19 protein-coding genes are annotated in these 24,278 nt (G+C 56.3%); 12 read left to right on the forward strand and 7 right to left on the reverse strand.

The features are described 5' to 3' along the window. Positions 1-29: 29 nt before the first annotated feature. The 5 genes from dusB (at position 30) to ntrX (ending at position 7,274) form a co-directional block, all read left to right on the forward strand. Positions 30-1,037 (forward strand): tRNA dihydrouridine synthase DusB, encoded by a 1,008-nt coding sequence (gene dusB, locus BXY66_RS06680; RefSeq protein ID WP_132859368.1) that lies wholly within the window; start codon positions 30-32, stop codon positions 1,035-1,037. Continuing rightward, entirely contained in the window at positions 1,034-2,119 is a 1,086-nt protein-coding gene (locus BXY66_RS06685; RefSeq protein WP_132859369.1) for a two-component system sensor histidine kinase NtrB, read from the forward strand. Before dusB ends, BXY66_RS06685 begins: the two co-directional genes overlap by 4 nt. Continuing rightward, positions 2,119-3,483, forward strand: coding sequence for a response regulator (locus BXY66_RS06690; RefSeq protein WP_132859370.1), 1,365 nt, complete (start codon positions 2,119-2,121; stop codon positions 3,481-3,483). Before BXY66_RS06685 ends, BXY66_RS06690 begins: the two co-directional genes overlap by 1 nt. 99 nt (positions 3,484-3,582) lie before the next feature. Next, positions 3,583-5,850 (forward strand): sensor histidine kinase NtrY-like, encoded by a 2,268-nt coding sequence (locus BXY66_RS06695; protein WP_243694313.1) that lies wholly within the window; start codon positions 3,583-3,585, stop codon positions 5,848-5,850. Continuing rightward, positions 5,847-7,274, forward strand: coding sequence for a nitrogen assimilation response regulator NtrX (ntrX, locus tag BXY66_RS06700; protein ID WP_132859371.1), 1,428 nt, complete (start codon positions 5,847-5,849; stop codon positions 7,272-7,274). Before BXY66_RS06695 ends, ntrX begins: the two co-directional genes overlap by 4 nt. 18 nt (positions 7,275-7,292) lie before the next feature. On the opposite strand, the gene BXY66_RS06705 is transcribed toward ntrX, so the two are convergent. Together BXY66_RS06705 and BXY66_RS06710 are read right to left on the reverse strand one after the other, a co-directional pair. After that, a complete protein-coding gene (locus BXY66_RS06705) occupies positions 7,293-7,724 on the reverse strand; it encodes a hypothetical protein (protein ID WP_132859372.1) in 432 nt (143 codons plus the stop codon). 14 nt (positions 7,725-7,738) lie between these two features. Next, positions 7,739-8,206, reverse strand: a complete 468-nt coding sequence (locus BXY66_RS06710; RefSeq protein WP_132859373.1) for a hypothetical protein — start codon at positions 8,204-8,206, stop codon at positions 7,739-7,741. A gap of 122 nt (positions 8,207-8,328) precedes the next feature. Between BXY66_RS06710 and trkA the strand changes: the two genes are divergently transcribed. From trkA to hflX, 4 genes are all read left to right on the forward strand, one after another. Further along, positions 8,329-9,705, forward strand: coding sequence for a Trk system potassium transporter TrkA (gene trkA / locus BXY66_RS06715; RefSeq protein ID WP_132859374.1), 1,377 nt, complete (start codon positions 8,329-8,331; stop codon positions 9,703-9,705). 4 nt (positions 9,706-9,709) lie between these two features. Then, positions 9,710-11,230: a potassium transporter TrkG gene (locus BXY66_RS06720; protein ID WP_132859375.1), complete on the forward strand. Its 1,521-nt coding sequence runs from the start codon at positions 9,710-9,712 to the stop codon at positions 11,228-11,230. Positions 11,231-11,356: 126 nt separating this feature from the next. Continuing rightward, positions 11,357-11,596: an RNA chaperone Hfq gene (gene hfq / locus BXY66_RS06725; RefSeq protein ID WP_008204623.1), complete on the forward strand. Its 240-nt coding sequence runs from the start codon at positions 11,357-11,359 to the stop codon at positions 11,594-11,596. After that, positions 11,596-12,867 carry a GTPase HflX gene (gene hflX, locus BXY66_RS06730; protein WP_132859376.1) on the forward strand — a complete coding sequence of 424 codons (1,272 nt, stop codon included), beginning with the start codon at positions 11,596-11,598 and terminating at the stop codon, positions 12,865-12,867. Before hfq ends, hflX begins: the two co-directional genes overlap by 1 nt. A 1-nt stretch (position 12,868) precedes the next feature. Here hflX and BXY66_RS06735 read toward each other — a convergent pair whose 3' ends face one another. Beyond that, on the reverse strand, positions 12,869-15,337 hold the full coding sequence (locus BXY66_RS06735; RefSeq protein WP_132859377.1) for a penicillin acylase family protein: 2,469 nt from the start codon (positions 15,335-15,337) through the stop codon (positions 12,869-12,871). Positions 15,338-15,419: 82 nt separating this feature from the next. Here BXY66_RS06735 and BXY66_RS06740 point away from each other — a divergent pair, with 82 nt between their 5' ends. Continuing rightward, entirely contained in the window at positions 15,420-16,292 is an 873-nt protein-coding gene (locus BXY66_RS06740; RefSeq protein ID WP_132859378.1) for an NAD(P)-dependent oxidoreductase, read from the forward strand. Here BXY66_RS06740 and BXY66_RS06745 read toward each other — a convergent pair. The 3 genes from BXY66_RS06745 to hemB all read right to left on the reverse strand — a co-directional run bounded on the left by BXY66_RS06745 (position 16,267) and on the right by hemB (position 18,755). Beyond that, positions 16,267-17,070 carry an alpha/beta hydrolase fold domain-containing protein gene (locus BXY66_RS06745; RefSeq protein WP_132859379.1) on the reverse strand — a complete coding sequence of 268 codons (804 nt, stop codon included), beginning with the start codon at positions 17,068-17,070 and terminating at the stop codon, positions 16,267-16,269. The genes BXY66_RS06740 and BXY66_RS06745 overlap by 26 nt on opposite strands. Before the next feature lie 7 nt (positions 17,071-17,077). Then, positions 17,078-17,638, reverse strand: coding sequence for a lipid-binding SYLF domain-containing protein (locus BXY66_RS06750; RefSeq protein WP_132859380.1), 561 nt, complete (start codon positions 17,636-17,638; stop codon positions 17,078-17,080). A gap of 115 nt (positions 17,639-17,753) precedes the next feature. Next, positions 17,754-18,755: a porphobilinogen synthase gene (gene hemB, locus BXY66_RS06755; RefSeq protein ID WP_132859381.1), complete on the reverse strand. Its 1,002-nt coding sequence runs from the start codon at positions 18,753-18,755 to the stop codon at positions 17,754-17,756. A gap of 117 nt (positions 18,756-18,872) precedes the next feature. Here hemB and BXY66_RS06760 point away from each other — a divergent pair, with 117 nt between their 5' ends. Both BXY66_RS06760 and mfd read left to right on the forward strand, forming a co-directional pair. Beyond that, on the forward strand, positions 18,873-19,397 hold the full coding sequence (locus BXY66_RS06760) for a component of SufBCD complex (RefSeq protein WP_132859382.1): 525 nt from the start codon (positions 18,873-18,875) through the stop codon (positions 19,395-19,397). Between the two features lie 30 nt (positions 19,398-19,427). After that, positions 19,428-22,901, forward strand: coding sequence for a transcription-repair coupling factor (mfd, locus tag BXY66_RS06765; protein ID WP_132859383.1), 3,474 nt, complete (start codon positions 19,428-19,430; stop codon positions 22,899-22,901). Between the two features lie 45 nt (positions 22,902-22,946). Here mfd and BXY66_RS06770 read toward each other — a convergent pair whose 3' ends face one another. Then, positions 22,947-24,158 carry a multidrug effflux MFS transporter gene (locus BXY66_RS06770; RefSeq protein ID WP_243694314.1) on the reverse strand — a complete coding sequence of 404 codons (1,212 nt, stop codon included), beginning with the start codon at positions 24,156-24,158 and terminating at the stop codon, positions 22,947-22,949. Between the last annotated feature and the right edge of the window lie 120 nt (positions 24,159-24,278).

The following is a 24,278-nucleotide window of genomic DNA, read 5'->3' on the forward strand; positions in this document are numbered from 1 at the left end:
CAAAGCCTCAATGCACAAGGAATAAGCAAGTGACCGTTCAAGTCGCACATTTGACCTTAGGCCCTCCAGTCTTTCTGGCGCCGCTCGCTGGCATCACTGATCGTCCGTTTCGCGATTTGGTGTCTCGCTTTGGTGCCGGGTTGGTGGTGAGTGAGATGGTCGCCAGTCAGGAGATGGTACAGGCCAAGCCCGGTGTGCGTGAGCGCGCTGAGCTGGGTTTTGGCGACGCCACGACGTCTGTGCAGCTCGCTGGTCGAGAAGCGCACTGGATGGCGGAAGCCGCACGGCAAGTCGAAGCCAATGGCGCTACGCTGATTGACATAAATATGGGGTGCCCTGCCAAAAAAGTGACCAGTTCCAGCGGGTCAGGCGCCAGTGGTTCCGCGTTGATGAAGGACTTGGACCATGCGTTGACGCTGATCGAGGCCGTTGTTGGCGCCGTGAATATTCCGGTGACACTGAAAACGCGTCTCGGTTGGGATGACGATATGCTGAATGCACCTGAGCTTGCGAAGCGGGCCGAGAACGCGGGCGTACAACTCATAACGATTCATGGCCGGACGCGCTGTCAGTTTTACAAAGGTAGTGCGGACTGGGACGCCATAGCTGGCGTGAAAGAGTCCGTGTCTGTCCCTGTGATTGCCAACGGCGACATTGTGGATGGTGCGACGGCGCGGTCGGCGCTGGCTGCGTCGGGCGCGGATGGTGTCATGGTCGGTCGTGGGGCACAGGGAAAACCCTGGATATTGGCGCAAATTGCCGCTGAGGTTTTTGGCGGTCCCGAGCCTGAGGTACCGGAAGGCGCGGATTTGGTCGATCTGGTTGGCGGACATTACGAGGCGATGTTGTCGTTTTATGGCGCAGATCTTGGGTTGCGCGTGGCGCGCAAGCATCTGGGGTGGTTCATGGACGGTGTCGGCACAGAGGCGTTGTTGCGGCGGCGGGTCCTGACGGGGCGGGATGCGACCGAAGTTTTGGCATTGCTGCCGGACGCACTGACAAAAAATAACAATGAAAACAAAGACGAGGCCGCATGAGCAGCGATAGTGCCATTTGGAATTCAATGCCGGTGCCAGCTTTGCTGGTCGACCAACAGGATCAGATATTGAGCCTGAATCCGGCGGCAGAAACCTTTCTGAATGCGTCGACAAAATCCATGCGCGGACAACCGATCTGGGACAAGATCATGATCGATGCCCCGCTGGAGGACGCATTTCATCGCGCGCGGCAACACGGGACGCCGCTTTTTGTGAATGACGCAGACGTCGGAACCGGCGACGGGCCTCCGGTTCAGTGCAATTTGCAGATTGCTCCGTTGTCAGACAGCGATGGTCAAATGCTGTTCCTGATTTCCTCAAGGGAATTGGCGGGCCGTATGACCCGTAGCCAAGGTGTAAAGTCTTCGGCGAAATCGGCGATTGGTATGGCTGAGATGTTGGCTCACGAGATCAAGAACCCGCTGGCGGGGATTACGGGTGCGGCGCAGCTTCTTTCCATGAACCTGAGCGCGGAAGACCTGGAGTTGACCGATCTGATCGTGGCGGAAAGCCGGCGGATCGTAAAACTGCTCGAGCAAGTTGAGCAGTTCGGCAATCTGTCTCTGCCTGCGCGAAAACCGGTGAACATCCACGATGTTCTGGACAGAGCTCGCCGGTCGGCATTGGTCGGTTTTGGTGCACATATGACCATTATCGAGGACTATGACCCGTCTCTTCCGCCTGCGGAGGGTGATGCAGATCAGTTGGTTCAGGTTGTATTGAACCTGTTGAAAAATGCCTCTGAAGCCTCTGAAGAGCATGGCAAAATTCGGATCAGGACCTACTACGAGCACAGTTTTCGTTTGCGCCGCGCGGACGGTGGCGGTCAGCCTTTGCCGCTTCAGGTGGAAATCATCGATAACGGGCCGGGACTTCCTCAGGACATTCAGGGCGACATCTTTGACCCGTTTGTTTCCGGACGTGAGAACGGCACCGGACTTGGTCTGGCCTTGGTCAGCAAAATCATTTCCGACCACGGTGGGATGATCACCGTGGACAGCGTGCCGGGGCGCACGGTTTTTAAGTTGTCCTTGCCACGAGCGGGCAAGGATGTGATCGCAAAATATGAGGGGAGCCTCTGATGGATGGCACGGTTCTGGTTGCGGATGACGACCGCACGATCCGCACAGTTTTGACACAGGCGCTGACGCGGGCAGGGTGCAAAGTACATGCTACGTCTTCGCTGACGACGCTGATGCGTTGGGTTGCGGAAGGCAAAGGCGATGTTGTGATCACTGATGTGATGATGCCTGACGGAAATGGGCTCGAGATGTTGCCCAAGATTGCCGAAGATCGCCCCGGTTTGCCCGTGATCGTGATTTCGGCACAGAATACCATCATGACGGCCATTCAGGCAGCTGAAGCCGAGGCCTATGATTATTTGCCAAAGCCTTTCGACTTGCCTGACTTGATGAAGCGCACAGGCAAGGCGCTTGAACTAAAGCGTCGGGCTCCCGCGGAGCAGCAAGGAGACAAGGATCGTCCGGACGAACTGCCGCTTGTGGGGCGTACGCCTGCCATGCAGGCGCTTTATCGCCTAGTGGCACGCGTCATGAACACCGATCTTCCCGTGTTGATTTCCGGGGAAAGCGGGACTGGTAAGTCTCTGATTGCGCGCGAAATTCACGATTTTTCCGACCGTCGGTCGCTTCCATTTGTTGTGGTCAATGCTTCCGAGCTCGTTGACCTTGAGGGACCAGCCCGGGTTTTGGCAAAGGCCAAAGGTGGCACCATCCTCTTCGACGAAATCGGAGATATCGACGATGAGGTTCAAGCCCGCATTGTGCGCATGATCGACACGCCGGGCGAACACAGTCCGCGCTTTATGGCAACCAGCCAAGTTGATCTTGAGCAGGCGATGGAGAAAGGCACGGTTCGGCAGGACCTGTATTATCGTTTGAACGGTGCAACGATTTATGTTCCGAGCTTGCGTGAACGCGTGGATGATATTCCGCTTTTGGTGGAGCATTTCCTGAATCGCGCCGAGCGTGACGGCGCGCCAATGCGGATTTTCTCAGAAGACGCCATGGAGATGTTCCGAGCCTACAGCTGGCCCGGAAACGTGCGGCAGCTTGAAAATGCGGTCCGGCGCCTTGTGCTGACCGCGCAAAGTGAGGAAATCTCTCGTACTGAAGCTGAGATGGTTTTGGGTGCGCAGCCTCAGGTTGGTCCGCTATTGGGCGGGGAAGATACTGAAAAACTGTCTGCATCCGTTGCGCGACATTTGCGCCGCTACTTCGATCTTCACGGCAATATGCTGCCGCCAGTCGGGCTGTATGCCCGGATTCTGCGGGAAATAGAGTTGCCGCTGATTGAAATCGCACTTGATGCAACCGGTGGCAATCAGGCGAAATGCGCGGACTTGCTTGGAATTAACAGAAATACCCTGCGCAAAAAGATCACTGATCTGGATATTCACGTGACACGCCGCCGCAAATTGATGTAAATAGGCCACATAACCGTGACGTTTTGGCCGCAGGCCATTGATCACACATAATATGGCGGTGTGCCGCAGAAGCGGCACTATATCAGTTGAGGTCGTCGGGTGTTGAGCCGGACAGAATCCACCCATTGGGCGCGTTTTCGGCGTTTGAGACGTCAGCGGCGTGTCCAGAATGTCGCAACGCTGGGGCTTGTTGTGCTTGGGCCAGTGCTGGCGCTGAGCACGTTCCTTGCGATGGGTCCGTTTGCGCTTGGCGCGTCTTCGGGCGCGCTGCGATCCATTCTTCTTGCGGACATAGTTTATGTTCTCGTGGTCGCAGCTCTTGTGCTGCGTCGCGTTGCCAGCGTGATTTCGTCCCGACGGGCCAAGTCCGCCGGATCACGGCTGCACCTTCGTTTGACGGGCGCTTTTGCGGTATTGGCGCTTGTGCCTGCGGTGACTGTGGCCGTGTTCGCCGGACTGACGGTAAACATCGGTCTCGAAGGCTGGTTTAGTGACCGGGTAAGACAGGTGATCGGCAACTCGGTTGCTGCGGCTCAGGCCTACGAGGCCGAACACGTGATCGACCTGGAAACTGACGCTTTGGCTCTTGCCGAATTTCTTGACGAAAACCGCCGTCGCACGTTCGTTATGGATGACGGAAATCTACGGGTTGTACTTGCAAACGGGCAGGGACAAATCCAACGAGGCTTGAAAGAAGCCTACGTTATTGATGGTGAAGGCGATATTCGGGCACGGGGTGAACGGTCCTATCTGTTCGGCTTTGACATGCCTGATCGCGAGGCTTTTCAGGCTACACAAAACACCGGAATGCATATTATCCGTGATCTCGAAAACAGCGAGCTCCGAGCTTTGGTGCGGCTCGATGCTTTTGTTGACCGGTATTTGTATGTCAGCCGAGAAGTCGATGCAGAAATTTTTTATCTGTTGGACGATACGCGGGCGACAGCGCAGTTGTATGAACAGTTGGAGCGTGAACGAGGTCGGGTTCTGTTCGAGTTTGGCCTGATCTATCTGGGCTTTGCCGTCATTCTTATCCTTGCAGCCATTTGGATGGGCATGTGGTTTGCCGAAAGGTTGTCGCAGCCGGTGGGACGGCTGACTGGTGCTGCGCAGCGTGTTGGGGCGGGTGATCTTGATGTGCAGGTCGTTGAAGAAGAGGGCGACGATGAGATCGCCATGCTTGGGCGGTACTTCAACCAGATGACCAGGCAGCTTAAGGCGCAAAGGGAGACTTTGCTCGACAATAACAGACAGATCGATCGCCGCCGCCGGATGTTTGACAGCGTACTGAGTTCGGTGACTTCGGGTGTGGTCGGACTTGATGGTGACGGGCGCGTTGCTTTCGTCAACAGGTCTGCACGTCGCCTGCTGGATTGGAGCGATGACCAGCAGGATGTCGCGCTTGCTGTGGCCGTTCCCGAGTTTGGGGCCTTGTTGGATGAGTTGAAGTCCAGCGGGCGTGAAGTGGCTCAGCAAGAGATCAAGGTCACGAGGGCAGGGCGCCTGGAGAACCTGCTTGTCCGCATGTCTACGCGGAGGCGAGAGGATGGGTCACTGGAAGGGTATGTTGTCGCGTTTGATGATGTGACCGATCTTGTATCGGCACAGCGTATGGCGGCTTGGGGAGACGTGGCCCGCCGGATTGCTCATGAGATCAAGAACCCGCTGACACCAATTCAGCTCAGCGCTGAGCGTATAAAACGTAAGTTCGCTGCACAGGTTGGTGAGGATCGCGAGAAACTGGAGCAGATGACGGATGTGATCGTACGGCAAACAAATGATTTGCGTAGGATTGTGGACGAGTTTTCAAAGTTTGCGCGAATGCCTGAACCGGATCGCAAGAGCGTGGATCTGACGGAGTTGGTTCAGGGCGTTCTGTTGCTTCAGGAGTCCGGACAACCGGATGTCACGTTCAACGTTGACATCAAACCCGATCCCGTGATGGCCGAACTTGATGGAACGATGATAACGCAGGCGCTTACAAATCTCATCAAGAACGCGGGTGAAGCCATTGAAACTCTTCAAGAAAAGAAACCGGAGTTAGAGGTTTCCCCCGAGATCCGGATTGGTTTTCATCTAGAGGACGGGCAAGCCGTCGTCACAATTGCGGACAATGGTATCGGGCTGCCGGTCGATCGAGCGCGGCTGTTTGAGCCCTATGTGACGACCCGAGACAAGGGAACCGGTCTTGGTTTGCCGATTGTGAAAAAGATCATCGAAGAGCATGGCGGCCAGTTGGAACTGCTGGACGCGCCAAAGTTTGAAGGAAATTCGCACGTGGGCGCAATGGCGAAGGTCATGCTGCCGGTCCAGAAGGCAGGACCAAGCACGGGTGAGGGCAATGAGAAAGGTGAGTTGGCAGTATGAGTGACATTCTGATCGTAGATGACGAGCGCGACATTCGGGAATTGATATCCGATATTCTTGAAGACGAAGGTTTTGCTACGCGCAAGGCAGGCAATTCTGACGATGCCATGAAGGCCGTCACGGAAAAGCAGCCAGCGCTGATGATCCTCGATATCTGGCTCAAAGACAGCAACATGGATGGCATCGACATTCTGAAGGCCGTGAAGCGGGATTATCCAGAAGTGCCGGTCGTAATTATTTCCGGCCACGGGAATATCGAGATCGCCGTCGCAGCGATCAAACAGGGCGCGTATGACTTCATTGAGAAGCCATTCAATATCGACCAACTGATGGTAGTGATCCGCCGCGCAATGGAAACCAGCCGCTTGCGCCGCGAGAACACCGAATTGAAGCGACAGGACGGCGCGCCTTCGGAACTGATCGGCGAAAGCGCTTCGTTCCGTACGTTGGTGAGCCAACTGGAGAAGGTGACTCGATCCAATGGGCGCGTGATGCTGACAGGCCCAGCCGGTGTCGGCAAAGACGTGGCTGCGCGATTCATTCACGCGAACTCCAATCGGGCTTCGGGTCCCTTTGTGACGGTAAATTGTGCGGGCATGGATCCGGATCGCGTCGAGGAGATGTTGTTCGGCCGTGAAAGCGCTGAGCGGGGTGTTGAATCCGGGATGCTTGAGCAGGCACACGGTGGTATCATCTATTTCGACGAAGTCGCCGACATGCCGCTTGCCGCGCAATCGAAAATCCTGCGTGTGCTTGTGGACCAGCAATTCACCCGGGTTGGTGGCGCGGATAAGGTCAAGGTGGACCTGCGCGTAATTTCCTCGACAAACAAAGACCTTATGGCGGAGATTGATGCCGGCACATTCCGTGAAGAGTTGTTCCATCGCCTGAACGTTGTGCCAATCGCCGTGCCGTCGCTTGAAGAGCGTCGCGAGGACATTCCCGCGCTTGCAGAGCACTTTATCGCGGGGTTCAACGAACAGCAGGGGCTGCCACTTAGAGTGCTGAGCGAAGATGCAATCGCGCTTATGCAGACGATGGTTTGGCCGGGCAATGTGCGGCAACTCAAGAACCTGATCGAGCGTGTGCTGATCCTTGGCGAAGGCAGCGGAGAAATCGAGGCGGCCGAGTTGCCAGAAGAAGGCGGATCAGGCGGTGGAGATGACGGGCGCGTGGTGTTGTCCGGAGCCTTGGCTACTTTGCCCTTGCGTGAGGCACGTGAAGCGTTTGAAAGGGAATATTTGCTGACCCAGATCAACAGGTTTGGTGGCAACATCAGTCGGACCGCGAATTTTGTCGGCATGGAGCGCAGCGCTCTTCACCGAAAGCTAAAGTCGCTTGGTGTGGTTACGTCCAACAAATCAGGCGCTCGTGTCGCCCGAGTATCCGAGGAAGATGACGACGAAGCGCGCAAGGCCGGATGACGTCGGCCTTCGCTTTGCTTACAGCGGCTTGCTGAGATCAATCAGCACACGACCTCTGTCGGTGCGCATTCCGCATATATTCGGTGTCAAAGCAGGAAGTTTTGTCACTGGTGCAAAGCTGCGACCTGCGATTTGCTCATCTTTGCAGAACGGAATGGTCGCCCATTCATAGCCGCGGGCGATCATGCAACTGCGTGCGCCTTCGCGGCGTCTGGCTTCGTTGATGTCGTATTGTTCAATGCGGTGGCTGATAACGCGCCCCTGCGCGTCAAAAATCGGCACCCAGTCAGTCACAATTCGAGGTGGATAGCGGCTGGCGGCTTCCGAATTGCACGCACCTTGATCGATGTTGAGTTCAGTGCGGGTCACACCGGGTTTGTACATTTGACGAAAGTCCGTGCAACCGGCGATCAATGCAGCGACTGTGCAGATCAGGAGTGTTTTTTTCATATCCGCGCGTCCCTTCAAATCGGTTTGCTAAGGTCGATCAATGTGGAGCCGCCACCCTGGGTGCGCGCCGCACATATGTTCGGGCTTGCGCCGGAAGGCGGGCGGGAGACAGCTTGATATTGGCGTCCTGCCAATTGTTCTCTGGTACAAATTGGGTGAATGACTTGTCTGTAGCCTTTGAGCGTCATGCAATCACTCAGGTGTTGTGCACGAAGCGGTTCATTGGCGTCTCGGGCTTGTATGTAGCTGCCGCCCCAACCGGGATAACCGCCATAGAAAGCCCCGTATCCGCCGTAGCCCGGCACGGATTGAGTGAAGACCGCAGCCGGAAATAGCGCGTTGGCTTCTTGGCGGCATTCAACGAAATTGCGGTTGGCGGTGTCACTCGAAACATTGGGTTTTGTATAGCTTACAAGGGAGGTAGGCCCGCAGGCAGATACAACGATTCCCAGAATCGCGAGCGTTGCCGACAATCGAAGCATACTGGAACCCCCTGATAACACTTCAAAAGAAAGCCCGATTGGCATTCAAAGGTCAATGGTAGTGTTTGACGCGGAGAGAGGCTTCTGTCATTTCTTGGGCCGGAATCCGACGGGGAAAGCACATGAAGGTCATTATCTGCGGGGCCGGTCAGGTCGGGTGGCAAATTGCGCGCCATCTGTCAGGTGAGAACAACGATGTGACGGTCGTGGACAGCAATCCGGATCTTGTGCGTCGTGCAACCGATACGCTTGACGTTCAGGGCATCGCGGGGTTTGCGAGCTATCCCGAAATTCTGGATCGGGCGGGGGCCCGAGATGCGGACATGGTGATCGCGGCGACCTATTCCGATGAAGTCAACATGGTCACATGTCAGGTGGCCCATTCCGTTTTTTCGGTTCCCAGAAAAATCGCCCGCCTCCGCAGCCGCTCCTATTTGAACGTTGTTTACTCGGACCTTTACCGCCGTGAGCATATGCCCATCGACGTGGTGATTTCGCCGGAACTTGAAGTCGCCGAAGCAGCGCTCAAACGCTTCAGTGCGCCTCGGGCGTTCGACACCGAGATGTTCTTTGGTGGCAAAGTGCAGATGCTGGGCATTCATCTGGATGAAGACTGTCCGGTCGTGAACACGCCTTTGCGCCAGTTGACCGATCTGTTTTCAACGTTGCGTGCCGTTGTGGTTGGTGTACGCCGGCGCGGCAGTCTTTTTGCGCCGGAACCTGGTGACCAACTTTTTGTCGGGGACGAGATCTATGTCTTTACGTTCGCCGAGGATGTGGCTCGGACAATGGAAGTTTTCGGTAAAACTCAGCGCCATCAGGAACGGGCAATCATCATCGGCGGCGGCAACGTCGGCTTGATGGTTGCGCAGCGTCTGGAAACTCAGGCGCGACGTGTCAGAACCAAGGTGATCGAACGAGATCGCGCTACGGCGGAGAAGGCGGCAGAAGCTCTGGAGCGAACAATTGTGCTCAACGGCGACGGGTTGGACAGTGCGCTTTTGTCGGAGGCCGGTGTCGAACGCGCGGACGCGGTTCTTGCCGTTACAGACGATGACAAGACCAACATGCTGGCTTCCGTGCGCGCAAAAAGTGCGGGTTGTCCGTTGGCGATTGCGCTTATCAACGATCCGACATTGGCTCCTCTGATGCAGCCGTTGGACATTGATGCGTTCATCAATCCGCGGGCCACGACCGTTAGCTCGATCCTTCGTCACATCCGCCATGGGCGTGTAAAAGCAGTGTATTCCGTGGGAGATGCCGAGGCTGAAATCATCGAAGCTGAAGTCTTGTCTACATCGCCGATTGCGGGGCAGCTTCTTCGCGACATCGACTTTCCAGAGGGAGTGTTGATTGGTGCCATTCTCAAGGGGCAAGAGGTCCACAAGCCGCGCGGCGGCATTCGGATTGAAGAAGGTGACGTGATTGCGCTGTTCAGTCTGGCGGCTGACGTGCCCGAGGTAGAACGTTTGCTTCAAGTCTCGATCGACTTCTTCTGACGCCATGACTTCGCGCGATCTGAAACTGCCTCTGTTTCTCTATCTGGTCGCGGTGTCCGGAGTTGCGATGTACGCACCGGCGATTGTGGCATCTGTTCAGCGGTTTCATTTCATTGCCCGCATGTTTTTCTACAGCGGAACTTTGGTGCTGTTTGTTTGTGCACTGATTGCGCTCGCCTTGGCTGGAACGCAACGGTTTACGCGCACCGTCGACAATCTGCGCGCGCTATTTTTCGGCTTCACGATTTTGCCGGCGATCCTTGCGATCCCTTACTATGAGGCAATGGGATCCATCACCTTTGTCGAAGCTTATTTCGAGATGGTCAGTAGCCTGACCACGACCGGCGCCAGCGTGATCAAATACCCGGCCGCTGTGCCGGATGCGATCCATCTTTGGCGCGGGCTTGTCGGGTGGCTCGGCGGGCTCCTGATGTGGGTTGCGGCCTCGGCCATTTTTGCACCCCTTGCTCTTGGTGGATACGAAGTTACCGCGCTCGGGGAACCGGGTCAGGCAACGACTGGCAGAGGGCAGATGCAACGCGCCGATCCGATGAAGCGCTGGGTACGCAGTCTCCAGATACTGCTGCCGATCTACATTGGGTTGACGTTTGCGCTTGGTCTGATGCTTGTGGTCCTTGGCGAGCGGCCCCTTTCGGCGGTGATGAACGCAATGGCGACGATGTCGACAAGCGGTATCACAACGGCATTTGGCGTGTCCGAAGGGTTAGCGGGGATCGGCGGTGAAGTGGTCATTTTCCTGTTTCTGTTGTTTGCACTGTCCCGTGCGACGTTCTCGGCGGACACAGGAAATGTGCGCCGCGCCAACCTTTGGCACGATCCTGAACTACGGCTCGGGTTCCTGATTGTCGTGATTGTTCCTTCGTTCCTGTTTTTGCGACATTGGGGAACCGCCCTTAACGATGGTTCCATGAACGACGTTGTCAGCGCCGCGAAGGCGGCTTGGGGCGGTTTGTTTACAGTCTTGAGTTTCCTGACGACCACCGGGTTTGAAAGCGCGCAGTGGTCTGTGGCGCAGGAATGGTCGGGCTTGGGGACGCCGGGGTTCATCCTGATGTCGCTTGCGCTTGTCGGAGGCGGCGTCGCGACAACGGCCGGCGGTGTGAAGCTTTTGAGAGTATATGCACTTTACCTTCAAGGCCTTGGCGAGATGGAAAGGCTGGTGCATCCCTCCGTGGTTATTGGTAACCGCAAGGTCGGCCGTCGCCGCATTCGGCGTCGGGGCGCGGTCATTGCATGGGTGTTCTTCATGCTGTTTGCCATGTCTTTGGCGGCTATTACGATGACACTGGCCGCACTTGGGAGCAGCTTTGAAGACGCGCTGGTGCTTGCAATTTCGGCATTGACCACAACCGGACCGCTGACACAGGTTGCTGCCGATACCCCAATTGATCTTTTTGAACTAAATGCAGCGCACAAGATGGTTCTTTGTGTAGCGATGGTTCTGGGGCGTCTGGAAACACTCGCGATTATTGCTTTGTTGTCGCCGGATCTGTGGCAGAAATGATGCGCTTGGTGCCAAGTGCTTGCATGAAATTAACATTTTGGGGTGGAAAGTCTGAAAATGCCGCTCCATACTCGCCACGCACGACTTACCGCACCCGATGCACACACAAGAACAAAGGCAAGTACAATGGCTTCGGATCGTCAAAATCTCCAAGACGCATTTTTAAATCATGTCCGGAAAACCAAGGTTCCGGTCACAATCTTTCTGATCAACGGTGTTAAGCTTCAGGGTGTTATTACCTGGTTTGACAATTTTTGTGTGTTGCTACGCCGAGATGGGCAGAGCCAGTTGGTCTACAAGCACGCGATCTCGACGATCATGCCTGCTCAGCCGATCTCGCTTTATGAAGGTGAAGACGCCTCTTGATGGAGCATGAAACGCAGGTCACCCGAGCATGGGTCCTGCATCCCGATATCACTGGCGCCGGCGACCGGCGTGAGGCCTCTTCCGCTTTGGAGGAGGCCGTTGCACTTGCCGCGGCATTGCCCGACCTGGAAGTGGTCGGATCCAACGTTGTGCGTCTTGCCAAAGCCCAACCGGGGACCTTGTTCGGTACCGGCAAGATCGAGGAGCTGCGCGGCTTATTGAAAGCCAACGAGATTGAACTCGTGCTGATTGATGGGCCGGTCAGCCCCGTCCAGCAACGCAACCTCGAAAAGGAATGGAAAGTCAAAATCCTCGACCGCACGGGTTTGATCCTCGAGATTTTCTCGGACCGGGCCCGCACGCGTGAAGGCGTTTTGCAGGTAGAGATGGCGGCGTTGAGTTATCAGCGCACGCGGCTCGTCCGGGCTTGGACCCACCTTGAGCGTCAGCGAGGCGGATTGGGATTTGTCGGTGGCCCTGGCGAAACGCAAATCGAGGCTGACCGTCGGGCGATTGATGATCAACTGGTGCGTTTGCGTCGGCAGTTGGCCAAGGTGGTCAAAACCCGGGAGCTGCATCGCAAAGCGCGCGCCAAAGTACCGTTCCCGATTGTCGCATTGGTTGGCTACACGAACGCTGGAAAATCTACGCTTTTCAACCATGTGACGGGTGCTGAGGTGATGGCGAAAGATATGCTCTTCGCGACGCTGGACCCGACAATGCGTTCGGTGGAGCTTCCAGACGGCCCAGAGGTGATCCTGTCAGACACGGTGGGTTTCATTTCCGATCTTCCAACCCAGTTGGTCGCCGCTTTTCGAGCGACTCTCGAAGAAGTTCTGGCTGCGGATTTGATCCTTCACGTCCGCGACATCGCACACGAAGAGACAGAACATCAGGCCGAGGACGTGAGATCTATTCTCGAAAGTCTTGGAGTGGACGACAACACACGCCAACTCGAGGTTTGGAACAAGATCGATCTGCTGGATGAAGATCATCGAGCGGCCGTGCTGGCGCGGGCCGACCGGGAGGAAGACATCTTGGCAGTTTCGGCTGTGACAGGAGAGGGCCTTCAGGCCTTGTTCAAGGCGATCGCGACCGCTCTTGAATCGGAGAAAAGTCGGGAAACCCTGTCGTTGAGCTTTGCTCAAGGTAAGGAACGCGCATGGTTGTTCAAGGAAGGTGTGGTCGAACAGGAAGAGCAAACCGAAGAAGGGTTTGCGCTGAGTGTTTACTGGACGCAAAAGCAGGCTCGGAAATTCGCCAGCCTTTGAACTACTGCGCCGGCGGCTGAATACGGGTGATCCCGACGGCTGCCGCGCGCGCCAAATCCGCATCAAGCGACATCGGGATATACTCACCGCGTCGCCAGAGTTGGGCCAAATCGTCGTAAAAACGAGACAGGAAATGGCCGGACTGGCCGGTTGATATGATGAAAACCGAGCTATCCGGGTCCGCGAAATCGTACACGCCACGATACCCTGCCGCGTGTACGTTTTCGAACGGTCGGTCTCCTGTTCCGCGCGTCAATCCTCTTTGCAGGGTGTTGTCGCCGCCGGATGTTGATTGCCGGATATTCACGAAAAATCGCAAGACCGGGACACTGCCGAGAACCTGATGGTTGTGGACGGCTTGGTGTGCGTCTCCCCAGCGCAGGCTTTCTATTTGCGTGCCATACCGCTCCTCGATTGACACGAGCGCATCATCAAGCGCCAATCTCGCCATGTCTGCACAAGTTTCGACCGGAGCGCTTTGGCGCACGTCGCACCATGCGCTGGCGCCATCGACGTCGCGGAAAACGCGCTCGATGAACACAGGATCAACGTGCGTAAACGTGTCGGCAAGAGGTCCGATCTGGTCGCGGATCAATCGGTCTTGCAGTGCACGCATCCAAGCTGCGAACAACAAGGGTTCCGGAAGATGCTCGTTCATCTCGCCGTTCCACTCGGACAAAAGCGAGAGTGCACGTTGCCGTTGGCGTTCGCGTGTGCCGTCTGGCGCAGCTTCTCCGGTAAACCAGAGATCGGCCCCGACCAACGGTAAAAGAGCTCGAGCCGTATAGGAAACTGTGTCGAGTTGGGCTTCTACAAAGCTGTCACGGGTGTGAACCTGTCGGGCCTGCATCAGGCGTTTCCAGCGTTCGATGCGCTGGCTATCGCCCCATACGTAAGACATGTGAAGTGGGAAAGGGCGGTCAATGACCTTGTTGTTGGTGTTTCCGACGATGCCTCCGACAGGCGCGACAAATCCCGGATTCGTGGTAAATGGAAAACTTCCTTGCCAGCGGTTTTCCTCGCGCCAACCCAGGCTTGGCATTCGGCCTTTGGATTGATGGTTTTCAGAGCGACGAGGCATATGCCCAATTACCTTGAGGGCAATGTTTTCGTTATCAGCCAGAGTGAGGTTCATTGCTGGAGCGACATGCGCCTTTGAAGCCATAACAGCCTGGCCGATGTCGCGGGCTCGCATTAGTCCCATGATTGCCGATACCGAGGTGTCTTTGTCGCTGAGCGCAGTCCATCCCAATGCCGCAACGTGGCCCGGTGGTGTGACGGACGCTATGTTGTAGAGACTGCCTGGAAGGACTGGACCGTTTTCCGTCCAGCGCAGGGTGACGGTTACAGGCGAAGCGTCCTTTATGTTGATGATGGACTTGCGGGTTCTGAAGGGCTTGAAGCCTTGTGGAGTGCGGTATTCCTGTGCGTTTTCGGGGTTGAGCTCCTCGATGAACAGATCCTGATCGTCGGCATGGGCCGCAGTAAGTCCCCAGCCCAGATTGTCGCTACGTCCCGTTATGACCGCTGGGAGTCCGGGTATGGTGCCGCCAATGACGCCGCCGGCTTCGAGTTCTAGTCGGGCCAGATACCAAATCGCAGGCGCAGACAGACCGAGGTGAGGATCGCTGGCAAGAAGCGTGCCACCGGAGGCGCTTCGCGTTGTGGCCGCTGCCCAAGCGTTTGAGGCGCCGGCCATCCCGTATTTCGGGAAAGGTGAAAGTGCCGCATGGCGGGATGGGGTGTATGCCGTTTCAGGCGCGAGGCCAGGCATAAGTGATGCGTATTCGGGCAAGGCCGCTACGCCGGTCCCCGGTGCAACCGGCAGAATGTCATCCAGCCGCTTGGGATCGTCCAATGCCAGAGAAACGCGGGCGCGCAGGACTTCATGTTCCAGATGTCCTGTCATTTGCAGAGCCATCAGCTTTTGAATGCCGATGGAGTCAGCGGGAACCCAAGGTGCGATGGCTTGTGGAAACAGAAAGAGTTCCGGCGCACCGCGCCCCAAGGCGTTTAGGTTGATTTCATCGATCCGGGTATTCACGCCGTTCGCATAAGCGCGAAGCGCGATCAGTGTTGCGTCATCCTGAGACGAGACAGAGGCTCGGGCATGACTGGCCAGATCAAGGCGCCGCATTAAAGTGTCTGTTTCCAGAGTTTGGGTGCCGAGGACTTCTGAGAGCCGCCCCTGAACTGTTCGGCGCAGCATGATCATTTGCCACAGCCGGTCTTGTGCGTGCGCATACCCCAGCGCAAAAAACACATCCTGATCATTGTCGCCAAAAATATGCGGCACGTTTGCGTTGTCTCGTACGATCTCCAAAGGTGCGACGACGGCGGTGGTCTGAAGCGTCTTGTCGTAATTCGGGAGGGAGCGGGAAGCGAGATAATAGACAAACAGAACGGCCAAAACGCTCAGAATCACAAGTGCGCTCGCGATACGCATAAGCCATTGAATCAAGAGCGACATAGGGTGGTTCCGGTTATCTTCTTGCTATTTGCCCGATCAGACGGGACAAGTATTACGCCGAATGAGATTGAGGGGAAAGTAGATGGCAAAAGTTGCATTTCTAGGGCTTGGCGTCATGGGGTATCCAATGGCCGGACACCTGGTGAAAGCAGGTCATGACGTATGTGTTTTCAACCGCACAACCGCAAAGGCCGAGGCCTGGGCCGATGAACATGGCGGTAGGTTCGCCAAAACCCCGAAGGAGGCCGCAGCCGAAGCCGATTTCGTGATGTGCTGTGTCGGCAATGACGACGATTTGCGTCAGGTCTGCGTCGGCGAGAATGGTGCTTTCGATGGGATGAAGAAGGGGGCAATTTTTGTTGACCACACTACGGTCTCCGCAAAAGTGACCGCCGAACTTTATGACGCGGGACGGGAGCAAGGCATTGCCTTTGTCGATGGTCCTGTGTCCGGTGGTCAGGCAGGCGCTGAAAATGGTGTTCTTTCGATTATGTGTGGTGGAGACGAGGCGAGTTATGAGGCAGCGGAGCCGGTGATGACGGCCTATGGCCGTTCAATCAAGCGGCTTGGCGCGAGCGGCGCCGGTCAGCTTACAAAAATGGTCAACCAGATCTGTATTGCCGGTCTGGTTCAAGGATTGAGTGAAGGACTTCACTTCGCGGAGAAAGCTGGTCTTGATGGACGGGCTGTGGTTGATGTAATCGCCGGCGGCGCTGCAGGAAGTTGGCAGATGCAGAACCGCTACGAGACCATGATTGATGACGAATTCGATCACGGCTTTGCGGTGGACTGGATGCGCAAAGATCTCGGCATTTGTCTGGATACCGCAGACGAGGTCGGTGCGTCGCTGCCGATTACCGCGCTGGTCGACCAGTTTTACAAAGATGTTCAGAAACTTGGTGGCGGACGTTGGGATACTTCGAGCCTTATCAAGCGCCTGCGCGCGATGGGCTGAGAAGACCTGCTTCCCGGAACATTTCCATCATGATTGCCCAATATGGCGTCCCATCAGGGGCGCCATCGTCCAACAGTGCCTGGGCAGGGGCGTTATGTCCTTTGCGCGCACAGGTCAGTACCCGAACAGGCGCATGTGCTCTTTCCGCCGCTTCTTTGGCGAGTTTGGCGTTGGTTGGGTTTATCACGCGATCGTAGTGGCTGTGAATCATCAGGCAAGGAGGCCCTTCAGGATCTAGCGCCCAAGGATGCAAGAGTGCTGAACCGAGCGCAATAACAGCGTTTGGACGTGTGCAGGTCGGAAGGTTGGCGGCAGGATGTGCCAACGCCAGCCCCGCTATTCCACCCGCGGAAATTCCAAGAATAGCCAGCTTATGCGATGTGATTTCGTGCGTTGCACGGCAATTGTTCAGGAAGATCATTGCCTGAGAAATGTCTTGGCGCGCGGCTTCGAAGGCCGCGCCCATCAATCGGTTTGCTGTGGAAAGTCCGGCTGTCTGCGACTTGCGCCTGTTTTGCTTTACGGCTCTGCGGGTACTGGCCTCCAAAACGTGCATTGGCGTCCCGAGCCGGTAAGACACCGCAGCCATGGCCAAACCTTCGCCGGTCAGTTGGCGGGCAAACCGTGTTGTGCGCTCGCTTTTGCGCCCGCCTTTGAAAAACCCACCTCCGTGGGCATGCAAAACCACAGCGCTTGCCGGGCCGTTTGGCAAGAAAAGGTCGAGCGCCAATGGGGTACCATGGCGCTCGTCGTAGATAATATCCGCAATTGTCCGCATGCGCGGATCAGGGAATGATACGAGTGTATTTTATGCCTTCCAGCGTCGCGCCAACCTTTAGTCCGGCTTGGGCGAAGATCACTGCGATCACAGGATCCAGAAGGTTTGTCGTGTCGGCGCTGATGTTGCCGCCCTCATTTGCAACTACGTACTGTACACCTGCGCCTGCAGCCCAGCCGCTCGCGCTGCGGAAGTCGGAAAGTGCGGCGTCTGTCATGAAGAACAGCACGTGAGCGTGTTGTTGAGCGCCGATCTGAAACCCGACGCTGCCTTTGGCGGCAGAATAATAGTCGACCGTCGCATTGTTGATGCGCAGAGCCCCACGGCCGTAGCCGCCTCCAAAGCCAAATCCGGCTTCAGTGACCACAGGCATCACAAGAACACCGGCTGCCTTGTCCCGTAAATCGGTGGTGTTTGGGTAGTTGGTGTAGAGATAATTCAGTGTTGAGTCGACGCGGGCATCGATTTCTCGACCACCGCTTGAACCTACTCCGTTGCCACAAGCAGCGGTCATACCCGCTGCAGCGATGCCGCTCAACGCAAAGCCGCGTCTGGTCATGTTTTTCATGTTATTTGCCCGTATTGATGTGTCTTGTTTTTATGCTCGTACCGCCGGTTTTTCCGGGTTGCCGTCACTATACGTCTTTGTGGCCGCTCTGTCACCTGTGCGGCCTGAGGTAGCTTCATCTCGTAGCGAGTTTTCGCGCGACTGAGGGTGCAAAATAGGTCAGGATGCCGTCACATCCAGCTCGCTTGAAAGCCATCAGGCTCTCAACCATCGCCTTGTCGCCATCGATCCAGCCGTTTTGGGCCGCGGCCATAATCATCGCGTACTCGCCGCTGACCTGATAGGCGAAAGTTGGCACTTGGAAGGACTCTTTGACTCGGCGACAGATGTCCAGATAGGGCATCCCTGGTTTGACCATAACCATGTCTGCGCCTTCAGCGATGTCGCGGGATACGCAGCGCAGAGCCTCGTCGCTGTTGGCCGGATCCATCTGGTATGTTGTCTTGTCGCCCTTGAGCGCGCCGGATGCGCCGACTGCGTCGCGGAATGGTCCGTAAAAGGCCGACGCATATTTGGCTGCGTAACTCATGATGGTCACGTTGGTGTGACCGGCTGCTTCGAGAGCTGTGCGGATGGCGCCAATTCGACCATCCATCATGTCGGACGGGCCAATGATATCGGCGCCTGCTTCAGCTTGTGAAAGTGCCTGTTTCACAAGGGCTTCAACTGTCTCGTCGTTCAGGATCTGGCCGTCCACAACGAATCCGTCGTGGCCGTTGATATTGTACGGGTCCAAAGCGACGTCGGTCATGATAGCAATCTCGGGGACGGCCTCCTTGATGGCACGGGTCGCACGGTTGGACAGGTTGTCAGGGTTCCAAGCTTCGGCGCAGTCTTCGGTTTTCAACGATGGATCGGTGTAAGGAAACAGGCAGATCACCGGTATGCCCAAATCTGCGGCCTCGCGGGCCGCTTCCACGATTTTGTCAACCGACCGGCGCACCACCCCAGGCATGGAGGGAACAGGTTCCTCAATGCCTTCGCCGTCACGCACAAACACCGGCCAGATCAAATCGTCTGCTGTCAGGGTGTTTTCTCTGACCAGACCACGAAAAGCAGCCGTTTGGCGGGTGCGGCGCAGGCGGGCGGACGGGAAGGGCGCTGGAGTTTGTTTCATGTTGTCCTCGACGTAACGGTTCTTCAGAGGTGCCACGGAAATTCGCATACCTCAAGGGCTAGGAATTGGCGCATTGGCAGGGTATGTCGGTTAGAAATCTTTACAGGCAGACGAACCTTGGACCTGAGCCAGACCGTTTTCGAACTTATTGATATGCGCAGCTTTTCCAATCTTTGGTATTGGATTGCCTTGGCTGTGGCATGGTCCAGCGCAAGCCATTGGGTGCTGGGGGTTCCTTGGGACACGGTTTTACGTGCGCGTAGGGTTGGTGGACAGGCCGAAGATGACCTGACCGATCTGGTTCGTATCAACATCAACCGGATTCTCTACATTGCAGATGTGTCTGGTACATGGCTGATATTGCTAGGGTTTTTCGTGCACACCTTGCTCATCGGTCTCGGGTTTTTCTATGGTGTGGAATTTGCTCAGGCTGTGTTTTTGTTGATGGGGCCAATGTCGCTGGTCGGTGCAATGAGCGTTGTGACCGCGCGCAAAATCCGGGCGGAGTCCTGCGTTGGGGAACCCTTGCGCAGGCGATTGGGGCGCCACAGATTTTGGGTGCAACTCTTGGGCATGTTCTCCATCTTTGTGTCTTCGCTATGGGGCATGTATCAGAACTTTCTCGTTTCTCCGCTGGGCTGATCCGGCGAACCATGACTGGACTTACGGACAATGCGTGATGCGCAACACATTCTGGTGGGCGGTGCGCCCGAAGGGTATGACGCCAAGCTGATTTTGGACGAGGTCGCCAAATCAGGCGGGCCGGTTCTTCACATTTCGCGCGATGATAAGCGACTGGCTGCAATGAAGGCGGCACTGGCGTTTTTTCAGCCGGATATGCCAGTGATCACCTTTCCCGGTTGGGACTGCTTGCCATATGACCGCGTTTCGCCGAACGCGGACATTTCGGCAACCCGAATGGCGACATTGGCCGCGCTGGTTCACGATATGCCGTCGCGGTTTGTTCTGTTGACAACACTGAATGCAGCTACTCAGCGCGTGCCGGCACGGGAGTTGCTGAAGGAAGCCGCGTTTAAGGCCGAAGTTGATGGGCGCATCGACGAAGATGCGCTGCGCAAGTTCCTTGTTCGTATGGGTTTTGTGCAATCCCCCACAGTAATGGAGCCGGGCGACTATGCCATTCGAGGCGGTATCATCGATATCTTTCCGCCGGGCGACAGTGGCCCCGTGCGACTTGATCTGTTCGGGGATGTTCTCGATGGGGCGCGGAGGTTTGATCCGGCGACGCAACGCACGACAGAGAAACTGGACCGGATCGAGCTGGCACCTGTGAGCGAGATTGTTCTGGACGAAGCCGCAATCACCCGGTTCCGTCAGAACTACAGGATCGAGTTTGGGGCTGCGGGGACAGACGATCCGCTCTACGAAGCGGTGAGTGCGGGTCGCAAACATCAGGGTGTCGAGCACTGGCTCCCTTTCTTCCACGAGCGTCTGGAAACTCTGTTTGACTATTTGCCTCATGCGGTCATTTCGCTGGATGACCAAACCGATGCTGTGCGTCTATCGCGATGGGATTCGGTCAAAGATCAGTTCGAAACGCGCAAACATGCGATGAGCCAGAAGAGCCGGATCGATACGGTCTACAAGCCCGTCCCTCCAGAATTATTGTATCTTGATGAGGGCGCTTGGGACGCGGCGGTCAAAGGGCGGCGGTTGCTCAATTTTAAGCCTTTGCCTCAGGCATCCGGACCCGGAGCCATCGATGCTGGAGGGCGTATCGGGCGGAACTTTTCGCCAGAGCGTCAGTTGGAAAATGTCAGTCTTTTTGGTGTGTTGGCGGATCATGTTCGCGCAAGACTCGCCGTTGGGCCGGTTGTTGTTGCCAGCTATTCGGACGGTGCGCGTGAACGATTGAGCGGTCTGATCGAAGATGAGGGGTTGGCGGAGACGGTTCATGTTTCGGATGCCAGTCGCATCGGAAAAGCCGGGTTGTTTCTGGCGGTCTGGTCCTTGGAACATGGTTTTGAAACCGACAAGCTGACGGTTATCTCAGAACAGGATGTATTAGGGGATCGCCTGATCCGCGCACCAAAGAAACGGCGGCGTGCGGAGAACTTCTTGACGGAAACGCAATCACTGAGTCCCGGTGATCTGGTGGTGCATGTCGACCACGGGATCGGTCGCTTCAGTGGGCTTGAGGTGGTGACGGCCGCGGGAGCGGCGCACGAGTGCATTCTTCTTGAATATGCAGAAAAATCAAAGCTTTATTTGCCTGTCGAAAACATAGAGCTGCTTTCGAAGTACGGCCATGATGAAGGCTTGCTCGACCGGTTGGGTGGTGGTGCCTGGCAGGCGAAGAAGGCGAAGCTGAAAGAGCGCATCCGCGAGATGGCGGACCGCTTGATCCGCGTGGCAGCCGAGAGGGAACTGAGGTCGGCGCCTGTGCTTGAGGCACAGCACCACGCTTGGGAAGAGTTTTCGGCACGGTTCCCATATCAGGAAACGGATGATCAGCTTCGAGCCATTGAGGATGTCATTGGTGATCTTGCGGCTGGTCGGCCTATGGACCGGTTGGTGTGCGGGGATGTCGGATTTGGAAAAACCGAAGTGGCCATGCGGGCGGCTTTTGTCGCCGCGATGTCGGGCCAGCAAGTGGCTGTCATAGCCCCTACGACCTTGTTGGCGCGTCAACATGCCAAAAGTTTCGCCGAGCGATTTAGAGGATTTCCTCTGGAAGTTAGGTCTTTGTCCCGTTTTGTCGGGGCAAAGGAAGCCGACAAGACCCGCGATGGTCTGAGCCGTGGGACGGTCGACATCGTTGTGGGCACACATGCGCTGCTTGCGAAGGGCATCCGGTTCAAGAATCTGGGTCTCCTGATCATTGACGAGGAACAGCATTTTGGCGTGTCGCACAAAGAACGCCTAAAGCAGATGCGCAGCGACGTGCATGTTTTGACCCTGACGGCAACACCGATCCCCAGAACTCTGCAACTGAGCCTGTCCGGTGTGCGCGACTTGTCGATTATCGGCACACCGCCCGTCGATCGTTTGTCGATCCGGACCTACGTCAGCGAATTCGATGCGGTCACGATAAGAGAGGCTTTGTTAAGAGAGCACTACAGAGGCGGGCAGTCGTTCTATGTTGTTCCGAGAGTAAGTGATCTGCCTGATATTGAAGAGTTTTTGCGCGAACAGGTTCCAGAGGTCAGCTTTGTCACAGCGCATGGCCAGATGGCCGCGGGTGAACTCGATGACCGTATGAACGCGTTCTACGACGGGAAGTATGATGTCCTGTTGGCGACGACGATTGTGGAAAGCGGGTTGGACATTCCTACGGCGAACACAATGGTGGTTCACCGTGCAGATATGTTCGGTTTGGCGCAGCTTTATCAAATCCGTGGGCGTGTCGGGCGGTCCAAAACGCGTGCGTATGCCTATTTGACGACGAAGCCGCGGGTGAAGCTGACAGCGCCCGCAGAAAAGCGGCTTCGGGTGCTGGGCTCCCTGGATACGCTGGGAGCCGGATTTACCTTGGCTTCTCAAGACCTTGATATTCGCGGCGCAGGCAATCTGTTAGGCGAAGAACAGTCCGGTCAGATGCGCGATGTTGGCTATGAGCTCTATCAATCGATGCTTGAGGAGGCGATAGCCAAGATCAAGGCGGGCGAACTTGAAGGCCTGAATGATGGCGACGATCAATGGGCGCCCCAGATAAACCTGGGCGTGCCTGTGCTGATACCTGAGAAATATGTTCCGGACCTGGATGTTCGTCTCGGTCTGTATCGCCGTCTGAGTGGATTGCAGGGCAAGGTCGAGCTTGAGGGTTTCGCCGCCGAATTGATCGACCGCTTTGGTAAATTGCCTAAGGAAGTCAACACGTTGTTGTTGATCGTGCGTATCAAGGAGATGTGCAAGAAGGCGGGCATTGCCAAGTTGGACGGCGGGCCGAAGGGCGCGACGATCCAGTTCCACAACGACAAGTTTGCGTCACCTTCAGGTTTGGTGGAATTTATTCAGGACCAGAAAGGTTTGGCGAAGGTCAAAGACAACAAGATTGTTGTGCGCCGCGATTGGAAAAAAGACAGCGACAAGATCAAGGGCGCATTTGCGATTGCGCGGGATCTCGCGGCCAAAGTTGTGGCTGAAAAGAAGCGCAAAAAGGCGGCGAAAGGCACATCTGCATAACGTCGGCAAAACGTCAGTATTGCGTCGGTGCCTTGCCAGTTAGCTTCATGCGAGGGCCTGTTCCTGTCTGCGCATCTGAAGCATCAGGCCGAAGGCAATCGTGAACAGCAGGGTCATCGAGAGAGCCAAGGGCAGGGCGGTTCCATCAAACATCAGTGCGATGGGCGTGGCAATTATACCGCCGGCGATAGTGGAGACCGCGCCCATCACGGACGCCGCAGTTCCAGCCATGTGTCCGAGGGGTTCCATCGCAAGCGCGTTCAGGTTGCCAATGGTCATGCCGACAAAGAAGAAACCCGACAACTGCCAGAACGCGAAGGCGTAGAACTGAGTGTCAGTGTCGCTGATCATCGTGCAGGCCACCATAGCAATGCCGATGAAGACCTGCGCACAGAGTGCCGTTGTCACAAGGTAGCGCATACCCAGCCGCATCACGAGACGCGCGTTCAGAAAACTTGCCGAGCCCGAGATCAAGGCGATGCCTGCAAACCAATAGGGGAATTCTTCGGCGCGCCCGTAAGTCTGGTCATAGATCGGTTGCACCGAACTGATGAGGCCGAACAACCCCGCAAAAATCAAGGATTGCACCATCATTGAGGTGCGAACGGCGGGAATGCCCCACATCTCTCGCATGCCGTCCCACAGCTTTCTGAACTTGAAAGGTCGACGGTTTTCCACTGCGAGAGGTTCCGGCAGGCGGATGCCAATCCAGAGCACGGAAATCATGGAGAACACCATGAAGGCCACAAAAATTCCACGCCAACTGCTGAAGTCGATGATGAATTGGCCGATCAGCGGCGCTACGGCCGGGACCAGTGTAAAGATCATCATTGAAAATGACATGATACGTGCCATTTCACGGCCCTCGAACAGGTCGCGTACGATGGCAAGTGTCACAATGCGTGGTCCGGCCGCCCCGATGCCCATTACAAGGCGGGCGCCGAGCACCCACTCGAGAGTTTCAGAGTACCATCCAATGAAGGCGCAGAGTGAATAGATCATCGCGCCGGAAATCAGCACAACCTTGCGCCCGAACCGATCCGACAGGGGACCGGTAAAAAGGGTTCCGATACCCATTCCCATGACGAAGGACGTGATGATCAAAGTGGCCTGGTTGAGGTTGCCGGGACTGAGCTCAGCTGCAATGGACGGCAAAGCCGGCAACATCGCGTCAATGGAGAACGCGATCGTGGCGAACATCATGGCGCAAAGCGCGATGAATTCGACCTGCGACATTGGCAGGTTATCTTTGGTCATGCTCGGCTCCCTGGATCATCCGGGCGCAGACGGGACGCTCGACGCGGGGCGTCCGAGGCGGCGGGCCTTTGGCTTGAATGAACGTGCTAAATAGTCTCCGGCGGTCAAAATCGGTCGCGG

This window comes from Shimia isoporae, from assembly GCF_004346865.1.
Lineage (GTDB): Bacteria > Pseudomonadota > Alphaproteobacteria > Rhodobacterales > Rhodobacteraceae > Shimia > Shimia isoporae.

Excerpts from the sequence above, each read along its gene's own strand:
- BXY66_RS06685 (WP_132859369.1), top strand. The coding sequence starts at position 1,034 with ATGAGCAGCGATAGTGCCATTTGGAATTCAATGCCGGTGCCAGCTTTG.
- BXY66_RS06690 (WP_132859370.1), top strand. The coding sequence starts at position 2,119 with ATGGATGGCACGGTTCTGGTTGCGGATGACGACCGCACGATCCGCACA.
- ntrX (WP_132859371.1), top strand. The coding sequence starts at position 5,847 with ATGAGTGACATTCTGATCGTAGATGACGAGCGCGACATTCGGGAATTG.
- BXY66_RS06705 (WP_132859372.1), bottom strand. The coding sequence starts at position 7,724 with ATGAAAAAAACACTCCTGATCTGCACAGTCGCTGCATTGATCGCCGGT.
- BXY66_RS06710 (WP_132859373.1), bottom strand. The coding sequence starts at position 8,206 with ATGCTTCGATTGTCGGCAACGCTCGCGATTCTGGGAATCGTTGTATCT.
- trkA (WP_132859374.1), top strand. The coding sequence starts at position 8,329 with ATGAAGGTCATTATCTGCGGGGCCGGTCAGGTCGGGTGGCAAATTGCG.
- BXY66_RS06720 (WP_132859375.1), top strand. The coding sequence starts at position 9,710 with ATGACTTCGCGCGATCTGAAACTGCCTCTGTTTCTCTATCTGGTCGCG.
- hfq (WP_008204623.1), top strand. The coding sequence starts at position 11,357 with ATGGCTTCGGATCGTCAAAATCTCCAAGACGCATTTTTAAATCATGTC.
- hflX (WP_132859376.1), top strand. The coding sequence starts at position 11,596 with ATGGAGCATGAAACGCAGGTCACCCGAGCATGGGTCCTGCATCCCGAT.
- BXY66_RS06735 (WP_132859377.1), bottom strand. The coding sequence starts at position 15,337 with ATGTCGCTCTTGATTCAATGGCTTATGCGTATCGCGAGCGCACTTGTG.
- BXY66_RS06740 (WP_132859378.1), top strand. The coding sequence starts at position 15,420 with ATGGCAAAAGTTGCATTTCTAGGGCTTGGCGTCATGGGGTATCCAATG.
- BXY66_RS06745 (WP_132859379.1), bottom strand. The coding sequence starts at position 17,070 with ATGCGGACAATTGCGGATATTATCTACGACGAGCGCCATGGTACCCCA.
- BXY66_RS06750 (WP_132859380.1), bottom strand. The coding sequence starts at position 17,638 with ATGAAAAACATGACCAGACGCGGCTTTGCGTTGAGCGGCATCGCTGCA.
- hemB (WP_132859381.1), bottom strand. The coding sequence starts at position 18,755 with ATGAAACAAACTCCAGCGCCCTTCCCGTCCGCCCGCCTGCGCCGCACC.
- mfd (WP_132859383.1), top strand. The coding sequence starts at position 19,428 with ATGCGTGATGCGCAACACATTCTGGTGGGCGGTGCGCCCGAAGGGTAT.
- BXY66_RS06770 (WP_243694314.1), bottom strand. The coding sequence starts at position 24,158 with ATGACCAAAGATAACCTGCCAATGTCGCAGGTCGAATTCATCGCGCTT.